At 69.5% G+C, this 15,678-nt stretch carries 18 protein-coding genes; 11 read left to right on the top strand and 7 right to left on the bottom strand.

Going from position 1 to position 15,678, the window contains the following annotated elements; genetic code table 11:
* The first annotated feature begins 20 nt into the window (after nucleotides 1-20).
* On the top strand, nucleotides 21-1,160 hold the full coding sequence (locus ACQPXM_RS27685; RefSeq protein ID WP_432938619.1) for a S1 family peptidase: 1,140 nt from the start codon (nucleotides 21-23) through the stop codon (nucleotides 1,158-1,160).
* Nucleotides 1,161-1,216: 56 nt separating this feature from the next.
* Here the strand turns inward: ACQPXM_RS27685 and ACQPXM_RS27680 are convergent, their stop codons facing one another.
* The 3 genes from ACQPXM_RS27680 to ACQPXM_RS27670 all read right to left on the bottom strand — a co-directional run bounded on the left by ACQPXM_RS27680 (nucleotide 1,217) and on the right by ACQPXM_RS27670 (nucleotide 3,711).
* A complete protein-coding gene (locus ACQPXM_RS27680) occupies nucleotides 1,217-1,999 on the bottom strand; it encodes a M23 family metallopeptidase (protein ID WP_432938616.1) in 783 nt (260 codons plus the stop codon).
* A 142-nt stretch (nucleotides 2,000-2,141) separates the two neighbouring features.
* Nucleotides 2,142-3,494, bottom strand: a complete 1,353-nt coding sequence (locus ACQPXM_RS27675) for a flotillin family protein (protein WP_432938614.1) — start codon at nucleotides 3,492-3,494, stop codon at nucleotides 2,142-2,144.
* Nucleotides 3,495-3,516: 22 nt separating this feature from the next.
* Nucleotides 3,517-3,711, bottom strand: a complete 195-nt coding sequence (locus tag ACQPXM_RS27670; RefSeq protein WP_077012722.1) for a hypothetical protein — start codon at nucleotides 3,709-3,711, stop codon at nucleotides 3,517-3,519.
* A 100-nt stretch (nucleotides 3,712-3,811) separates the two neighbouring features.
* Here ACQPXM_RS27670 and ACQPXM_RS27665 point away from each other — a divergent pair, with 100 nt between their 5' ends.
* A complete protein-coding gene (locus ACQPXM_RS27665) occupies nucleotides 3,812-4,453 on the top strand; it encodes a maleylpyruvate isomerase family mycothiol-dependent enzyme (RefSeq protein ID WP_432938610.1) in 642 nt (213 codons plus the stop codon).
* Between the two features lie 49 nt (nucleotides 4,454-4,502).
* Here the strand turns inward: ACQPXM_RS27665 and ACQPXM_RS27660 are convergent, their stop codons facing one another.
* Genes ACQPXM_RS27660 through ACQPXM_RS27645 form a run of 4 tightly spaced genes read right to left on the bottom strand, consistent with a single transcriptional unit; the run spans nucleotide 4,503 to nucleotide 8,533 of the window.
* Entirely contained in the window at nucleotides 4,503-5,324 is an 822-nt protein-coding gene (locus ACQPXM_RS27660) for a carbohydrate ABC transporter permease (protein ID WP_432938607.1), read from the bottom strand.
* The gene (locus ACQPXM_RS27655) at nucleotides 5,321-6,256 is read right to left on the bottom strand and encodes a carbohydrate ABC transporter permease (RefSeq protein WP_432938604.1); all 936 of its coding nucleotides are present in this window, start codon (nucleotides 6,254-6,256) and stop codon (nucleotides 5,321-5,323) included. Before ACQPXM_RS27655 ends, ACQPXM_RS27660 begins: the two co-directional genes overlap by 4 nt.
* A complete protein-coding gene (locus ACQPXM_RS27650) occupies nucleotides 6,253-7,536 on the bottom strand; it encodes an ABC transporter substrate-binding protein (protein ID WP_432938602.1) in 1,284 nt (427 codons plus the stop codon). Before ACQPXM_RS27650 ends, ACQPXM_RS27655 begins: the two co-directional genes overlap by 4 nt.
* A 4-nt stretch (nucleotides 7,537-7,540) precedes the next feature.
* Nucleotides 7,541-8,533 carry a carbohydrate kinase family protein gene (locus ACQPXM_RS27645; protein ID WP_432938600.1) on the bottom strand — a complete coding sequence of 331 codons (993 nt, stop codon included), beginning with the start codon at nucleotides 8,531-8,533 and terminating at the stop codon, nucleotides 7,541-7,543.
* Nucleotides 8,534-8,657: 124 nt separating this feature from the next.
* Here ACQPXM_RS27645 and ACQPXM_RS27640 point away from each other — a divergent pair, with 124 nt between their 5' ends.
* The 9 genes from ACQPXM_RS27640 (at nucleotide 8,658) to lepB (ACQPXM_RS27600) (ending at nucleotide 15,595) form a co-directional block, all read left to right on the top strand.
* Nucleotides 8,658-9,410, top strand: coding sequence for a DeoR/GlpR family DNA-binding transcription regulator (locus ACQPXM_RS27640; RefSeq protein ID WP_432938597.1), 753 nt, complete (start codon nucleotides 8,658-8,660; stop codon nucleotides 9,408-9,410).
* The gene (locus ACQPXM_RS27635) at nucleotides 9,407-10,750 is read left to right on the top strand and encodes a 6-phospho-beta-glucosidase (RefSeq protein ID WP_432938594.1); all 1,344 of its coding nucleotides are present in this window, start codon (nucleotides 9,407-9,409) and stop codon (nucleotides 10,748-10,750) included. The genes ACQPXM_RS27640 and ACQPXM_RS27635 overlap by 4 nt, the downstream gene beginning before the upstream one ends.
* Nucleotides 10,751-10,922: 172 nt before the next feature.
* Nucleotides 10,923-11,438: a 30S ribosomal protein S16 gene (rpsP, locus tag ACQPXM_RS27630; protein ID WP_432938591.1), complete on the top strand. Its 516-nt coding sequence runs from the start codon at nucleotides 10,923-10,925 to the stop codon at nucleotides 11,436-11,438.
* 5 nt (nucleotides 11,439-11,443) lie between these two features.
* Entirely contained in the window at nucleotides 11,444-11,695 is a 252-nt protein-coding gene (locus tag ACQPXM_RS27625; RefSeq protein ID WP_077012900.1) for an RNA-binding protein, read from the top strand.
* Nucleotides 11,696-11,809: 114 nt separating this feature from the next.
* Nucleotides 11,810-12,358 carry a ribosome maturation factor RimM gene (gene rimM / locus ACQPXM_RS27620; protein ID WP_432938588.1) on the top strand — a complete coding sequence of 183 codons (549 nt, stop codon included), beginning with the start codon at nucleotides 11,810-11,812 and terminating at the stop codon, nucleotides 12,356-12,358.
* Nucleotides 12,358-13,557 (top strand): tRNA (guanosine(37)-N1)-methyltransferase TrmD, encoded by a 1,200-nt coding sequence (gene trmD / locus ACQPXM_RS27615; protein ID WP_432938585.1) that lies wholly within the window; start codon nucleotides 12,358-12,360, stop codon nucleotides 13,555-13,557. The genes rimM and trmD overlap by 1 nt, the downstream gene beginning before the upstream one ends.
* 154 nt (nucleotides 13,558-13,711) lie before the next feature.
* Nucleotides 13,712-14,062 (top strand): 50S ribosomal protein L19, encoded by a 351-nt coding sequence (gene rplS, locus ACQPXM_RS27610; protein WP_077012712.1) that lies wholly within the window; start codon nucleotides 13,712-13,714, stop codon nucleotides 14,060-14,062.
* 136 nt (nucleotides 14,063-14,198) lie between these two features.
* Nucleotides 14,199-14,828: a signal peptidase I gene (gene lepB, locus ACQPXM_RS27605; protein ID WP_432938581.1), complete on the top strand. Its 630-nt coding sequence runs from the start codon at nucleotides 14,199-14,201 to the stop codon at nucleotides 14,826-14,828.
* Nucleotides 14,825-15,595: a signal peptidase I gene (gene lepB / locus ACQPXM_RS27600; protein WP_432938579.1), complete on the top strand. Its 771-nt coding sequence runs from the start codon at nucleotides 14,825-14,827 to the stop codon at nucleotides 15,593-15,595. The genes lepB (ACQPXM_RS27605) and lepB (ACQPXM_RS27600) overlap by 4 nt, the downstream gene beginning before the upstream one ends.
* Nucleotides 15,596-15,678: the final 83 nt, after the last annotated feature.

The raw sequence follows: 15,678 nt of genomic DNA, 5'->3' as shown, positions 1-15,678 counted from the left end.
CCCGAGGTGAGGAGAGTCCCGTGAAGATCTTCGTGACCACAGCCCTGGTCGCCACCGCGCTGGCCGTCCCGGTCCCAGCGGCCGCGGCCGGACAACCGCCGGCCGCGGCCGAGCAGCTGGCCGTGCCGAGACAAGCCGTCGCCATGCAGAAGGATCTCGGTCTGACCGAGCAGCAGGTCAAGGACCGGCTGCGGTCCGAGTCCGCCGCGACCAGACTCGTCCCTGCGGCCCAGCGCGCGGCCGGTTCGGCGTTCGGCGGAGTCTGGTACGACGCCGCCCGCGAGAAGCTCGTCGTCGGCGTGACGACTCCGGCCGCGGCCGACGCCGTACGTCGTACTGGTGCTGAGACCGCCCTGGTCAAGGTGCCCGCGGCGGTGCTCGACCAGCGCAAGGCCGCCGTCGACAAGCTGGCCGGCAAGAACGTGCCCGCGGCCGTGAGCGGCTGGTCGACCGACGCGCAGTCGGGCACAGTCGTCGTGAACGTCCAGGCGGGCCAGCGATCCGCGGCGGTCGATGCCTTCGTCAACAAAGTCGCCAAGGCCGGCGCGGTGAGTGTTCGCGAGGTCGCGGCGCAGGCGCCCCGGACCTTCGCCGCCGGAACCGTCGGAGGCGACCCGTACTACACCGGCAACGTGCGCTGCTCGATCGGCTTCTCCGTGCACGGCGGCTACGTGACAGCCGGGCACTGCTCGGGTGTGGGTGCCCGGACGCGAGGCTGGGACGGTTCGGCCCAGGGAGTGTTCCGGGGCTCGTCGTTCCCCGGCAACGACTACGCCTGGGTCCAGATCGACAGCGGCTGGTGGACCGTGCCGGTCGTGCTCGGCTGGGGGCAGGTCAGCGACCAGTTGGTCCGCGGTTCCTGGGAAGCGCCCGTCGGTACGTCGGTCTGCCGCAGCGGCTCGACCACGCATTGGCGCTGCGGCACGATCCTGGCCAAGAACGAAACCGTGAACTACGGCAACGGCCGCCTCTTCTACGGCGCGACCAAGACCAGCGTCTGCGCCGAGGGTGGCGACTCGGGTGGCTCGTTCATCACCGGCGACCAGGCCCAGGGGGTCACGTCCGGTGGCTGGGGCAACTGCTCCAGCGGCGGCGAGACCTGGTTCCAGCCGGTCAACGAGATCCTCGGCGCCTACGGCCTGACCCTGCACACGGCCTGACCCCAGACCGTTGCGTCCGAAGAAGCGAGCCGCTCTTCGGACGCAACGGGAGGGGTTCAGCAGATCGGTACGCCGGGAAGCTGCGCGGCGGGATGGTCGATGTAGATGTTCGTGATGAAGCCGCCCTGGTCGCGCAGCTTGGACCACCAGTTGTTGGTGTAGCCCTCGGCGGTCACCGTGTCGCCCTGCTTCTGGCAGACCACCCAGACCTGCGTCGGACCGGGCAGCGTGGCCACGACCGGTGCGGCCAGCCGGGCGTCGGAGCGGACGCGGATGCCGGAACCCCAGGTCATGAACGGCGTACCGCCGCCTCCGCCGCAGCCGTTGTCGCTGGTGAGGAAGTACTGGTTGTACGAGCCGGGATAGGCCAGACCCGAGCCGTTGATCACGATGTTCTGGCCGACGCCGTTGTACAGCTGCTCGTAGTGGATGTGCGGGCCGGAGGAGTTGCCGGTGCTGCCGGTGGTCCCGATCTGCTGGCCCTGCGCGACCTGCGCTCCGCTGGGCACGGAGTACGCGGCGAGGTGGAAGTAGTAGGTCTTCCAGCCGCCGCCGTGGTCGATGGCGATGTAGTTGCCGGCGCCGGTGGGCTGGGAGTAGCGGGTGGCGACACCGGCCGCCGAAGCGAGCACCGGGGTTCCGTTCGTGACCCCGCCGTCAGCGCGCACGAAGTCGAGCGCGCGGCGGACCTCGGCCGAGTGATGGCTGTAGGTCCAGCGCTGTCCACAGGGGAACGGGGCCTTGAAGTTGGGCGCGGCCTGCGCCTGCGTCGGTACCGCCACCAGCGTGGCGGCACCGACCAGGAGCGAGGCCAGAACAGCGAGAGTCCGTCTGAGCACGAGAATCAGTCCCCTCAAGCGACCGGTCACGGGCGGTGATGTCCGTGACGCCTGGAGTGATGGCTCAAGCTAGCGCATCGCTGGTCAGGGAGGAACGGATTCGATTCTGGTGCAGTTACTGGTTAACGCAGCCCGGAAACGGTCAGGCTGTTTCGTCCTTGACCGGCTCGAGCGTCGGCTGGCCGTCGACCGGCTTGGTGCTGAGCGAGTCGATCAGCTGCTTGGCCAGCGCGAAGCCCGAACCGCCCATCGTGATCGTCTTGACCAGGGTGTCCTCGATGCCCTGGGCACCGTTCAGCACGACCATGTTGCCGACCTTCTCGAACGACGACGCCGCGGCGCGGACGATCTCGGGGTACGCCTCGGCCAGCTGCTGGGCGACCACCGCGTCGGTGTTCGTGGCCAGCGCCTCGGCGCGCGCCTTGATACCGGCCGCCTCGGCCATCGCCTTGGCCTGCACGGCGGCCGCTTCGGCCTTACCGGTCAGCTCGGTGGCCTTCGCCTCCGCCTCACCGCGCAGGGTGACCTCGCGGGCCTGCGCCTCGGCGGCGGCGATCTGTGCGTCGCGCGCGGCCGCGGCCAGCGTGCGCTGCTTGTACGCCTCGGCGTCGGCCGGCTTCAGCACGCTGGACTCCAACTGCTTCTCGGCCAGCGACGCGTTCAGCTTCGCGGTCTCGGTCTCGGCGACCACGACCTCCTGGCGGGCCAGCGCCTCGGCCAGCGGGCCGGACTGCGACGCCTTCGAGTTCGCCTGGTCGACCTCGGCCTGGTAACCGGCCTGGGCGATCGAGCTCTGCCGGACGGCGGCGGCCTTCGCGGCGGCGGCGACCTGCTCGCGCTCGGTGGCCTCCCGGTCCCGCTCGGCCTGCGCGATCCGGGCCGCGGCCTCGACCGCGGCGGCCTGCGGGCGGCCGAGGTTCTTGATGTAGCCGGACTCGTCGTCGATCTCCTGGATCTGCAGCGAGTCGACCACCAGGCCGAGCTTTTCCATGTCACCGGCCAGCGAGCCGCGGATGTTCGTGGTCAGCGTCTCCCGGTCGTGCAGCATCTCCTCGACCGTGGTCGAGCCGACGATCGCGCGCAGGTGTCCGGCGAACAGCTCGTGGATGGTGCCCATCACCTGCTCGTCGCTCTGCTCCAGGAACCGCCGGGCCGCGTTCGCGATCGAGCCGTAGTCGTCACCGACCTTGTACGCCGTGACGCCCTTGATGTGCAGCGGGATGCCCTGGCTGGACACACAGGTGACGGTCAACGGCGTCGCGCGGATGTCCAGCGGCAGCCGCCGTACGGTCTGGAAGCCGGGCAGGACCGCGGTGCCGCGGCCGACGACGATCTTGAAGCCGAGCGTCTCGTTGACCTGCTCGTGGCTGGAGTGCGCGCCGAGGCCGGAGATGATCAGCGCCTCGTTCGGTTCGGCCACCCGCCAGACCATCCGGAACAGCAGCAGGAGCGCCACCAGTGCGATCGCGCCGGCGATGACGTAGGTCCAGAGCATTTCCCCTCCAGGGAACGATGATTCAGAAGGCGCGAGCGACGTAGACCGTGCGGGGCGGGTCGAAATCGACCACCACGACCGGCGTACCGACCTCGATCACCTCGTCGGTCGCGGGGTAAGCGTAGAAGGCCTCGGTGGCACCGCGGACCGGCAGCATCACCTCGCCGACGATTCCCGGGCCGACCCGGCCGATCACGCGTCCCCGCTTCCCCACCATGACGTACCTTCCGACGCAGTCCCGACCGTTCCAGTTCCCGCACCCTACCGCCCGGCCGATCCTCTTCCGGGGTGCGGCGGCGAGTGCCACACTGCCGTTCATGGGGGACATACGGGAACTGATTCGCGCCGAGCGGCTGGACCTGATCGAGCTGCTGGCCACGTTGACGCCGGCGCAGTGGGCCACGCCGTCGCTGTGCGGCGGATGGACGGTTCAGGACGTCGCCGCGCATCTCGCGTGGGCGCCGGTGACGCCGATGACGCAGACGATGGGGCACCTGGTCAGAGCCGGCTTCCGGATCAACAAGGCGAGCGCCGAGATGACGCGGCGTCAGGCGCAGCGCGGGACCGACGAGATCCTGGCCCAGTTGCGCGACAACGCCCGGACCGGCGCGCTGCCGTCCGGGGTACCGGTGGCTGCCGGGATGGTCGAGGCATTGGTGCATGCCATCGACATCAGGCGTCCGCTGGGCCTGGCGACACCGATTTCGACCGAGGCCTTCCGGCCGGCGGCCGATACGTCGGTGGGGATGCGCTGGCCGTTGACGGCACTGGTCGGCGGCAACGCGCGCAAGCGGATCGCCGGTGTCCGGCTGGTTGCCCAGGGCCACGACTGGTCGTACGGCGACGGCCCCGAGGTCACCGCGTCGGGGGAGGCCGTGCTGCGGCTGCTGAACGGTCGCGCGGTCGAGCGGTCCGAGCTCACCGGCCCCGGCGCCGACCTGCTCGCGTCCCGGCTCTGATCGCCGGCGACCGCGGCTCGGGACAGCCGCGGTCGCCGGACAGCTGGGATCAGCCGCGGATCGCGCCTTCGGTCGCGCCCTTGATGAACTGCCGGGCGAAGATCACGAACACGATGATCAGCGGGATCATCGCCAGCAGCGCGCCGGTCATCACCATGCTGTAGTCGACCCCGTGGGCCCGGTTCAGCGAGGACAGCGCCACCTGGAGGGTGAGGTGGTCGGGATCGGTCAGCACGATCAGCGGCCAGAAGTAGTCGTTCCACGACGCCACGAACGTGAAGATGCCGAGGAACGCCAGCGCCGGCCGGGCCGACGGCAGCGCGACGTGGCGGTACACACCGAAGAAGCCGCAGCCGTCGAGCGTGGCCGCCTCGATCAGTTCGTCGTGGATCGAGTTCTGGAAGTACTGCCGCAGCCAGAAGATGCCGAACGCGTTCGCGGCGGCCGGGATCACCAGCGCCTTCAGCGAGCCGACCCAGCCGAACGCGATCATCGTCTGGAACTGCGGGACCACCGACAACTGGGCCGGAAGCAACATCGTCGCCAGCAGGATCACGAACAGCGCCTTGCGTCCGGGGAACCGGAACTTGGCGAACGTGAACGCGGCCAGCGAGTCGAAGAACAGCACCAGCAGCGTCGTACTGATCGCGACGATCGCGGTGTTGGCCATCGAGGAGAAGAACGCGACGTTGTCCAGCACGTGCCGGACGTTGTCGTCGAACTGCGAGCCGAAGGTGAACTTCGGCGGATACCGGTAGATGTCGGACGTGGTGTTGGTGGCCATCACCAGCGTCCAGAAGAACGGGAACAGGCAGAGCAGTCCGGCGACCGCCAGCAGGACGTGCAGCACGATGCCGCGACCCCGGTTCATTCGCTGCTCCTTCCCCGGAACAGGCGCCAGTTGATCGCCGTGAACACCAGCACCAGCAAGAAGATGCTGACCGCGATCGCTCCGGCATAGCCGTAGTCGTTGGCCCGGAAGGCGGTGTTGTAGAAGTACAGAACAGTGGTCAGGCCGCTCTGGTCGGCGCCACCGCTCTCGCCGACCATCACCTGCGGCTCGGTGAAGGTCTGCAGTCCGCCGATCGTCGACATGATCACCGTGAACAGCACGACCGGCCGCAGCTGCGGCAGCGTGATCGAGAAGAACGTGCGGAACGGGCCGGCGCCGTCCACCTTGGCCGCCTCGTACTGCTCGGTCGGGATCGCCTGCAACCCGGCCAGGTAGATGATCGTGTTGTAGCCGGTCCACTGCCACACGATCATCGTCGAGATCGCGATCTTGATGCCCCACGGCTGACCGAGCCAGTCCTCGGTGGGCAGCCCGAGCGCGCGCAGCCCGGAGTTGATCAGCCCGAAGTTGGTGCTGAACACGGCGGCGAAGAAGATCGCCGCGGCGACCAGCGAGGTGACGTTCGGGATGAAGTACGCGACCCGGTAGACGCCCTTGAAGCGGACCGCCGAGTTCAGCATCACCGCCAGGACCAGCGCGATCGCCAGCGTCGGCGCGGTTGACATCACGAACAGCACCAGCGTGTTCCACAGCGACAGCCAGAACGTGCTGTCCTCGAGCAGGAACCGGAAGTTCTGCAGGCCGACCATCTGTCGCGGTCCCAGGCCGTCCCACTTCTGGAACGCCAGCAGGATCGTCGACGCGACCGGGTACAGCCCGAACACCGCGAACAGCACGTAGAACGGCGACAGCGCGAGGTAGAACCGCCAGTACGACCAGATGCTCTTGCGCGGCCGCCCCGGCGTCGCCGTACCGGCGGGCCGGGGCGGGGCGGTCGCGGTCAGGGTCACTGCACGCCCTGACGCTTGCCGATCTGCTTCGCCTGCGAGACCGCCTGCTGCCAGGCCGCCTCGGACGACTTGCTGCCGGCCTGGACCGACTTCAGCGCGGCCGTGTACGGCGCGGCGACCGCGGCGTCGAGCGGCGCCTCGTACGCGATCGGGATGTTCTTCGCGGCCGGGCCGAACACGTCGATCGTCGCCTGGCCACCGAAGAACGGGTCGGGCGCGGTGAGCTGCGGCTTGTCGTAGGCGGCCGGCGTGGCCGGGAAGATCTGCGCGTCGGCGAACGCCTTGGCCTGGTTGTCCGGGCTGAGCAGGTACTTGATCACCTCGAAGGCGGCCGCCGGGTCAGCGGCGCTCTTGGTGATGGTCAGGAACGAGCCGCCGAAGTTCGCCGGTCCGCTCGGGGTCGGGGCGACCCGCCACTTGCCGATGCTGGTCTTGCAGGCGGCCTTGATGTCGAGCGCGACCCAGGCGGCGCCGGTGACGGTCGGCACGGTGCCCTGGTCGAGACCGGCGTTCCAGTCCGGCGTACCGCCGGCGGTCTTGCCGTCGACCTTGGTGGTGATCGCCTTCACCGCCAGGTCCCAGGCCTTGCGGATGTGGTCCTGGTCGCCGATGAACTTGTTGTCCTTGTCGATGTAGCGCTCGGTGCCCTGGTTGACGATCGTGCCGTACAGGTCGGTCGCGTCGGCGACGATCGCCGCCTTCGGGTTGGACTTGCGCAGCTCGAGCCCGGCGGCCAGCAGGTCGTCCCAGGTCTTCAGCTGCTCGGCCACCTTCGCCGGGTCGCTCGGCAGGCCGGCCTTGGCGAAGACGTCCTCGCGGTAGAACAGCGCGGTCGGGCCGATGTCGATCGGCAGCCCGATCACCTTGCCGTCGAGCGTGGTGGCCTGCTTGACCTTCCACTCCACGTAGTCACCGAGCACCGAGTCCGCGCCGACCGACTTCAGGTCGACGAACCGCTCGGCCTGCGGCAGCAGCGAGGCGATGTCCTCGCCCTTGATCCCGGTGATGTCCGGGATGCCGGTACCGCCGTTGATCGTGGTGAGCAGCTTCTGCTTGAACTCGCCGCCGATCTCGGAGTACTTGATGTTCTGGTCGGGGAAGTGCGCGATCGTGTCGTCGACCACGGACTTGCCGAGGCCGCCGGGCCAGCACCACAGCGCGAGGTTGCCGGTTGCGTTCTTCTTTCCGGCGCCGGCGTCCATGCTCGACGAGCAGCCGGTGGCCGCGGCGACGACCGCGGCGAAGCTCCCAGCGAGCAGCGTGCGACGGGAGAGCTCCATGGTTCTACCTTCCTGACTGGTCGCGCGGCGTCGCGCTTCCGATGGGTGCGCCGGGGCCGTGTTCGGCCACCAGCGCGGCAAGGGATTGGTCTTCGGGGTGGTCGTGGTGCCAGGCGGCGAGATCGGCCCAGGTCGGCGCCGCGTCCGCGCCGCCGTACCGGGTGACCGAGATGGCCGCGGTCAGCGCGCCGAACCGGACCCGCTCGGCCAGCGGCAGACCCCACAGCGTGGCCGCGATGATTCCGGCGGCGAACACGTCACCCGCCCCGGTGCTGTCCACCGCCGGAACCTGATGGGCCGGTACGGCGATCCGTTCGCCGGTCCCGGCATCGAGCGCGAGCGCGCCCTGGTCCCCGTTGGACACGACGACCAGCGGGACCTTCTCGGCGAGCTTGGTGAGCGCCTGGTCGGGGGTGTCGGTCCGGGTGTAGCTCATCGCCTCACCGGCGTTCGGCAGGAACACGTCGCAGTGCTGGAGCTGGTCCAGGACCTGGGGGTCCCAGCGCTCCGACGGGTCCCAGCCGACGTCGGCGAAGACCACGCTGCCGGCCGCCTTCGACTTCGCCAGCCACTCGTTCGGCCAGGGACCGATGTGGGCGGCGACCGCGCGGGCGGCCGGCGGCGTGGTGATCAGCTCGTCGGCCGACAGCGGGGGAGGGGTGCCCCTGGTGACCAGTGCCCGGTCGTTGTCGTAGGCAAGAGCCACCGTGAGGGGGGTCTGCCAGCCGTCGAGCCTTCGGGAGAGCGTCAGGTCGACGCCCTCGTGGTGGGTGAGCCGGTCGCGGACCCGGTCGCCGAGATCGTCGGCGCCGAAGACCGCGGCCAGGCCGGTGCGGAGGCCGAGCCGGGCCAGGGCGACCGCGAAGTTCGCGATGCCGCCCGGGCTCTCGGCCGAGTCGGTCGCCCAGACTTCGGTGCCGGGGCGCGGAGCAGTGGGCAGGCCGAGCACGAGGTCGTGGAAGACCAGGCCGGAGACTACGACATCCAGCTCGCTCATCGGTCCACACTCCTGCACGGTCGCTCAAACTCGTGCAGACAGTGTGGTCCTTTCGAGCAAACCGCGCAATACCCGTGCAAATATCTGCGTGAGTGTGACGGAGTTTGCGTGATACGGTCTCTCCGTGTTGCCGAAGCAGCGTCAGGACCAGATCGTCCGCGCGCTCCGGGCCGACGGGGCCGGGGGCGTCAAAGTGCTGGCCGCGCAGCTGGGGGTCAGCGAAGCGACCATTCGCCGCGACCTCGAGCAGTTGCACGCGCAGGGCCGGCTGACCAGGGTGTACGGCGGTGCGCTGGCCGTCGACGGCGGTGACGAGCCGTTCGCCGAGGTGAGCGAGGTGCACGCCGACGAGAAGAACCGGATCGCCCGCGCGGCCGCCGAGCTGATCGAGGACGGCGAGTCGGTGCTGCTCGACATCGGGACCACCGCGTTGCGGCTGGCGCAGCAGTTGCACGGCCGCTCGCTGACCGTTGTCACGAGCAACCTCGCGGTCCTGGAGGAACTGCAGAACGACGAGCAGATCGAGATCATCGTGCTCGGTGGGTTTCTGCGCCGCAGCTACCGGTCACTGGTCGGCTACCTGACCGAGGAGAGCCTGCGGCAGCTCCACGTCGACACGCTCTTCCTCGGCACCAGCGGCGTCCGGCCCGACGGCCGGGTGATGGACAGCACGATGATCGAGGTGCCGGTGAAACGCGCGATGATCCGGGCCGCCGACCGGGTGGTGCTGCTGGCCGACGCGACCAAGTTCCCCGGCCACGGCGTCGCCAAGGTCTGCGACCCGTCCGAACTGACCACCGTGGTGACCGAGGCGAGCGCCGACGAGCACACCCGGGCCCAACTGACCGAAGCAGGAGTACAGGTGGTGCTGGCGTGAAACTGACCATCCTCGGCGGCGGGGGCTTCCGCGTCCCGCTCGTCTACCAGGCGCTGCTCGGCGACCGCGGCGAAGGCCGGATCACGGCGGTCACGCTGTACGACACCGACCAGGGCCGGCTGAACGCGATCACCGCCGTACTGAAGCAGCAGGCTCTTTCCTTTGTCGATGCTCCCGCGGTGACCCCGACGACCGATCTCGACGAGGCGCTGCGCGGTGCCGACTTCGTCTTCTCCGCCATTCGTGTGGGTGGGCTGGAAGGCCGGACCATCGACGAGCGGGTGGCGCTCGACCTCGGCGTACTGGGGCAGGAGACCGTCGGCGCGGGCGGGATCGCGTACGGGCTGCGGACCTTGCCGGTGGCGACCGCCATCGCGCAGCGGATCGCCGTACTGGCTCCCGAGGCGTGGGTCATCAACTTCACCAACCCGGCCGGCATGGTGACCGAGGCGATGCTGCCGTACCTGGGCGACCGGGTGATCGGCATCTGCGACTCGCCGTCCGGGCTCGGCCGCCGGGCCGCGCTGGCCCTCGGGCTGGACGCCTCGAAGACCTTCTACGACTACGCCGGGCTCAACCACCTCGGCTGGCTCCGCGGCCTCCAGTACGGCGGTGTCGACCACCTCCCGACGCTGCTCGCGAACCCCTCCGCGCTCGGCGACTTCGAGGAGGGCCGCCTGTTCGGCGTCGAGTGGCTGCGCTCGCTCGGCTCGATCCCGAACGAGTACCTGCACTACTACTACTTCGCCCGCGAGACCCTCGCCGCCGTCCAGTCGGTCGAGAAGACCCGCGGCAAGTTCCTGCTCGAGCAGCAGTCCGACTTCTACGCCGAGACCGCCCGCCGCCCGGGCGACGCGCTCGAGCTGTGGCAGAAAACCCGCGCCGAGCGCGAGTCGACGTACATGGTGGAGAGCCGGGAGATCGCCGACGCCGGTGAACGCGACGAGCGGGACATGTCGGCCGGCGGCTACGAGCAGGTCGCGCTGTCGCTGATGCGCGCGATCGCTCACAACGAGCGCGCCTCGCTGATCCTCAACGTCCGCAACCGCGGCACGCTGAAGCACCTGGACGACGACGCGGTGGTAGAGATCCCGTGCACGGTCGACGCGAACGGCGCCCGGCCGCTCACCGTCTCCCAGCTCACCGACCACCAGGCCGGGCTGGTCAGCGCGGTGAAGGCGGTCGAGCGGTCCACGATCGAGGCCGCCGCGTCGGGCTCGCGCGCGACCGCCCTGCGCGCGTTCGCCTGGCACCCGCTGATCGACTCGGTGAACACCGCGGGCAAGCTGCTGGACGGGTACGTCGAGCATCTGCCCGAGCTGGCGGCCTTCCGCGGCTGACCGGAATTGGTTGGCGGGGGCCGAATCTGGCAGAATGTCAGGCTGAGTCCGTCCGGATGCTGTGCAGCCCTCTAACTCCACGCGCCGGCCGGCCCATTCGAGTGGTCATCCGTTGTCCCCACGACGGCGCGCCGCTCACCCACCTGTAATTCCCGAGGGAGACCCCACAAACGTGGCAGTCAAGATCCGTTTGAAGCGCATCGGCAAGAAGCGTGCGCCGCACTACCGCATCGTCGTGATGGACGCCCGCGCCAAGCGCGACGGCCGCGCGATCGAGGAGATCGGCAAGTACAACCCGAAGGCCGAGCCGTCGTTCATCCACGTCGAGTCGGACCGGGCGCAGTACTGGCTGAGCGTCGGCGCGCAGCCGACCGAGGCCGTGCAGGCGATCTTCAAGGCCAGCGGTGACTGGCAGAAGTTCAAGGGTCTCGAGGCCCCGGCGCCGCTGCGGGTCAAGGAGCCGAAGCGGGACAAGCTGGAGATCTTCAACGAGGCCCTCGCCGAGGCGCACGGCACGCTGAAGACCGAGGCCGTCACCACCAAGAAGACCGCCGCGAAGAAGGCCGACAAGAAGGACGAGCCGGCCAAGGACGAGGCGAAGACCGACGAGCCGAAGGCCGAGGCCACCGAGGCCGCCGCCGAGGCTCCGGCCGCCGAGGCCGCGCCGGCCGACGACGCCAAGGCCTGACCATGATGGAGACCGAGGCGCTCGAGCACCTGGTCCGAGGCATCGTGGACAACCCTGACGACGTCAACGTCCGGGCCCGCAACCTGCGGCGCGGACGCACGCTCGAGGTGCACGTGCACCCCGACGACATCGGCAAGGTGATCGGCCGCAACGGCCGGACGGCGACCGCGATCCGCACCGTGGTCGGGGCGCTCAGCTCCGAGTCGTCGGTCCGGATCGACTTCGTCGACGAGGTCAACCGGCGCTCGCGCCGCTGACCGGTTGCTGTTTTCTGGAGGGCCGTACCCGCTGGGTGCGGCCCTTCGCCTTATCTTCGGCAGTACGGCGTCCGGCCCGTCCAGGGCCGGCGGTGAGCAGAGAGGGACACGCGGGTGTTGGTGACCGTCGGCCGGATCGGCCGGGCACACGGGATCAAGGGCGAGGTCGGGCTGATCGTGCAGACCGACGAGCCGGACCGGCGGTTCGCCGACGGCGCGACCCTGGTCACGGACTCCAAACCGGCTCGGACGTTGACCGTCGAGTCCAGCCGCTGGCACAGCGGCCGCCTGCTGGTGAAGTTCGTCGAGGCAGCGGACCGGACCGCCGCGGAGAACCTGCGCAACCTCGTGCTGCGGGCCGACGTCCCCGAGGACGAGCGCCCGGAGGACCCCGACGAGTACTACGACCGTGAGCTGATCGGCCTGGCCGTCCGCACCACCGACGGCGAGCAGGCCGGCGAGGTGATCGACGTGGTCCACCTGCCGTCGCAGGACCTGCTGGAGATCCGCCGCCCGGGCGGCAGCGCCGTACTGGTGCCGCTGGTCGAGGAGCTGGTCCCCGAGATCAGCCTGGACGAGGGCTACGTGCTGGTGGCCGACCGGCCCGGCCTGCTGGACCCGGAGGGCGCTGAAGTGGCTCCGACCGACCCTGGCGCCAGCTGATGAGGCTGGACGTCTTCTCGATCTTCCCGGAGTACCTGGCCGCCCTGGACCTCAGTCTGGTCGGCAAGGCGGCGAAGAGCGGGCTCCTGGACGTCCGGGTGCATGACCTGCGCGACTGGACCCACGACCGGCACCGCACGGTCGACGACACCCCGTCGGGTGGTGGCGCCGGCATGGTGATGAAGCCGGAGCCGTGGGGCGAGGCGCTGGACGCCGTTGCCCCGGCCGACGGCCCGGCGCAGCCGCGGCTGATCGTGCCGACGCCCGCCGGCCGGCCGTTCAGCCAGGAGCTGGCCTACGAGCTGGCCGCCGAGCCGTGGCTGGCCTTCGCCTGCGGCCGGTACGAGGGGATCGACGCGCGGGTGGCGGCGTACGCCGGTGAGCGGATGCGTGTCGACGAGATCTCGATCGGCGACTACGTGCTGAACGGCGGTGAGGTCGCCGTCCTGGTCATGGTCGAGGCGGTGGCCCGGCTGCTGCCCGGCGTGATCGGCAACCCGGAGTCCCTCGCCGAGGAATCGCACTCCGGCGACGGCCTGCTGGAGTACCCCGTCTACACGAAGCCGACCTCCTGGCGCGGGTACGACGTACCGGAGGTCCTGCTGTCCGGGAACCACGCCCTGATCGCCCAATGGCGCCACGAGCAGGCCGTACGGCGTACTGCGGAGCGCCGGCCGGACCTGCTGGCCGCGTGGGGCGGCGCTGTCGCGGGCAAGGACGACGCGGGGGCGCTGGTCGACGTACTGCCTGCTGTGGAGAGTGACGCGGGGGAGTTGCTCACGCTGCAGCGCGCCGCGTACCTGTCCGAGGCGCTGGCGTACGACGACTTGACGATCCCGCCGTTGCTGGAGCCGCTGGAAGGCATGGTCGAGCGGATCCGGCAGGGCCAGGTCTGGAAGGCCGTGGCGGGGACTCGTATCGTCGGGTCCGTGCACCTGGCCGTCGACGGCTCGGTGGGGCGGATCGGCCGGCTGATGGTCGCGCCGGACTGGCAGGGCCGCGGCGTCGGGACCAGGCTGCTCAAGCTGGCCGAGCAGACCGCGCCGGCCGAGGTCACGTCGTACGAGCTGTTCACCGGTGCGGACAGTGAGGACAACCTGCGGCTCTACCGCCGGGCCGGTTACCGAGAGATCCGGCGCGACCCACACACGGCGAAGGTCGACCTGGTGCTGCTGGCCAAGCGGCGACGGAAACGCTGATTTCGCTGCGACCGTCGCCGTGTGGCAAACTTGGTCGCTGTTGCCGTGCGGTGCTCCTGCCACAGGGGGTGACCACCACACCGGCGACATCCTTCAGCTTCTCACCACCTAATTCGTGGGTGACCTGTGGCACGCGCGAGAAAGCGAACACCTGATGAGCAACCTCCTGAACGAGCTCGACAACGCGAGCAAGCGTGACGACATCCCGGCCTTCCGCGCCGGTGACACCGTCAACGTGCACGTCAAGGTCGTCGAGGGCACCCGGTCCCGCGTCCAGGTGTTCAAGGGCGTCGTGATCCGTCGCCAGGGTGGTGGCCTGCAGGAGACCTTCACGGTCCGCAAGGTCAGCTTCGGCGTCGGCGTCGAGCGCACCTTCCCGATCCACACCCCGATCGTCGAGAAGATCGAGGTCGTCACCCGCGGTGACGTGCGTCGCGCCAAGCTGTACTACCTGCGCGAGCTGCGCGGCAAGGCCGCCAAGATCAAGGAGAAGCGGGACGCCTGAGTCCTAGCGACGACGGTCAGGTATGGCGCCGAGCACTGCGACTCGCGCTCGCCCGGTAGCCAAGAGGGCACGTCGCAGTAAAGGACGGCATCGCAGGCTCAAGCAGCGGAACCCGCTGCTGAGCCTGCTGATCGAGATGACCACGGTGACGGTGCTCGCCCTGGTCATCACAGTCGTCTTGAGGCTTTTTGTCGCCGAGGCGTTCTACGTTCCCTCGGAGTCGATGTACGACACGCTCACGACGAACGACCGCATCCTGGCCGAGAAGGTCAGCTACCTGCACCGTGACGTCGACCGGGGCGACATCATCGTCTTCAAGGACCCCGGCAACTGGCTGAACGAGGAGCAGGAGACCCCCGGTGCCCTGCGCCGGCTCGGCGAGTTCGTCGGCATCCTGCCGCGCAGCGGTGAGGGTCACCTGGTCAAGCGGGTGATCGGCGTCGCGGGTGACCGGGTGTTCTGCTGCGACCGCTCGGGCCGGATCCTGGTCAACAAGATCCCGCTCGACGAGCAGGAGTACCTGCTGAAGGACGCCAAGCCGTCGATCCAGCCGTTCGACGTCGTCGTACCGCCTGGGCACCTGTGGGTGATGGGGGACAACCGGGCCGAGTCGGCCGACTCCCGCGCGCACATGGGCGGTCCCGGTGGCGGGTTCGTGCCGGTGGAGAACGTGGTTGGCCGGGCCTGTTGCGTAATCTGGCCGTCTGACCGGATGACGATGCTGCGTCCTCCGGAAACCTTCAAGAAGCCGGGGCTGAAGAAGTGACCGATACATCGACCGAGGCGACGCCCGACAAACCCACCCACCGCTCGGGGCTGGCCGCCGCCGCCCGCGAGTTCGTGCTGATCGTGGTCGGAGCGCTGATCGTCTCGTCGATCCTGCGGGCCTTCGTCGGGCAGATGTTCATCATCCCGAGCGAGTCGATGCAGAACACCCTGCTGGTCGGTGACCGGGTGGTGGTGGAGAAGCTGACCGACGTCGAGCGCGGTGACGTGGTCGTCTTCGAGGACCCGGGCGGCTGGCTGGGCACCGAGGAGAGCGGGCAGAAGCGCGGCTCGGTCGGCCGGTTCTTCGAGGTCGTCGGCCTGCTGCCGGACTCCAGCCACGGTCACCTGATCAAGCGCCTGATCGGCATGCCCGGTGACAAGGTCGCCTGCTGCGACGCGAAGGGCCGGCTGATGGTCAACGGCCAGCCGCTCGAGGAGTCGCAGTACCTGTACCCGGGCGACGCGCCGTCCGCGATGGAGTTCCAGGTCACCGTCCCGGCCGGCAAGGTCTTCGTGATGGGCGACCACCGCTCGGAGTCCGGCGACTCCCGCGTCCACCTCAGCGACGTCGGTCCCGAGGGCGGCAACCCCGGCGACGCCGCGTTCGTCCCGTTGGACAAGGTGACCGGGCGCGCGATCCTGGTGGTGTGGCCGGCCAGCAACTTCTCCAAACTCGGCGTGCCCGACACGTTCAAGGCGATCCCGCCCGCGGTCGGACCCCCGCCCGCCAAGCCGTCGATCTCGCTGACCGCACCCCCGAAGTAAGCGGAGCCCCCGTGCCCCTCACCGCACACCCGCCCACTTTCGTTCTTCGCGCCCTTCCGAGGATGAAGGCGAGCCCGGATCTG

It is taken from the genome of Kribbella sp. CA-253562, from assembly GCF_050942265.1.
GTDB lineage: Bacteria > Actinomycetota > Actinomycetes > Propionibacteriales > Kribbellaceae > Kribbella.
Note: the sequence above shows the minus strand (reverse complement) of the source record. Positions and strands in the feature narration are given on the sequence as shown.

Coding starts and splice junctions, on each gene's coding strand:
- ACQPXM_RS27675 (WP_432938614.1), bottom strand. CDS start 3,494: ATGCTCTGGACCTACGTCATCGCCGGCGCGATCGCACTGGTGGCGCTC.
- ACQPXM_RS27670 (WP_077012722.1), bottom strand. CDS start 3,711: ATGGTGGGGAAGCGGGGACGCGTGATCGGCCGGGTCGGCCCGGGAATC.
- ACQPXM_RS27665 (WP_432938610.1), top strand. CDS start 3,812: ATGGGGGACATACGGGAACTGATTCGCGCCGAGCGGCTGGACCTGATC.
- ACQPXM_RS27660 (WP_432938607.1), bottom strand. CDS start 5,324: ATGAACCGGGGTCGCGGCATCGTGCTGCACGTCCTGCTGGCGGTCGCC.
- ACQPXM_RS27650 (WP_432938602.1), bottom strand. CDS start 7,536: ATGGAGCTCTCCCGTCGCACGCTGCTCGCTGGGAGCTTCGCCGCGGTC.
- ACQPXM_RS27645 (WP_432938600.1), bottom strand. CDS start 8,533: ATGAGCGAGCTGGATGTCGTAGTCTCCGGCCTGGTCTTCCACGACCTC.
- ACQPXM_RS27625 (WP_077012900.1), top strand. CDS start 11,444: ATGGAGACCGAGGCGCTCGAGCACCTGGTCCGAGGCATCGTGGACAAC.
- trmD (WP_432938585.1), top strand. CDS start 12,358: ATGAGGCTGGACGTCTTCTCGATCTTCCCGGAGTACCTGGCCGCCCTG.
- rplS (WP_077012712.1), top strand. CDS start 13,712: ATGAGCAACCTCCTGAACGAGCTCGACAACGCGAGCAAGCGTGACGAC.
- lepB (WP_432938581.1), top strand. CDS start 14,199: ATGACCACGGTGACGGTGCTCGCCCTGGTCATCACAGTCGTCTTGAGG.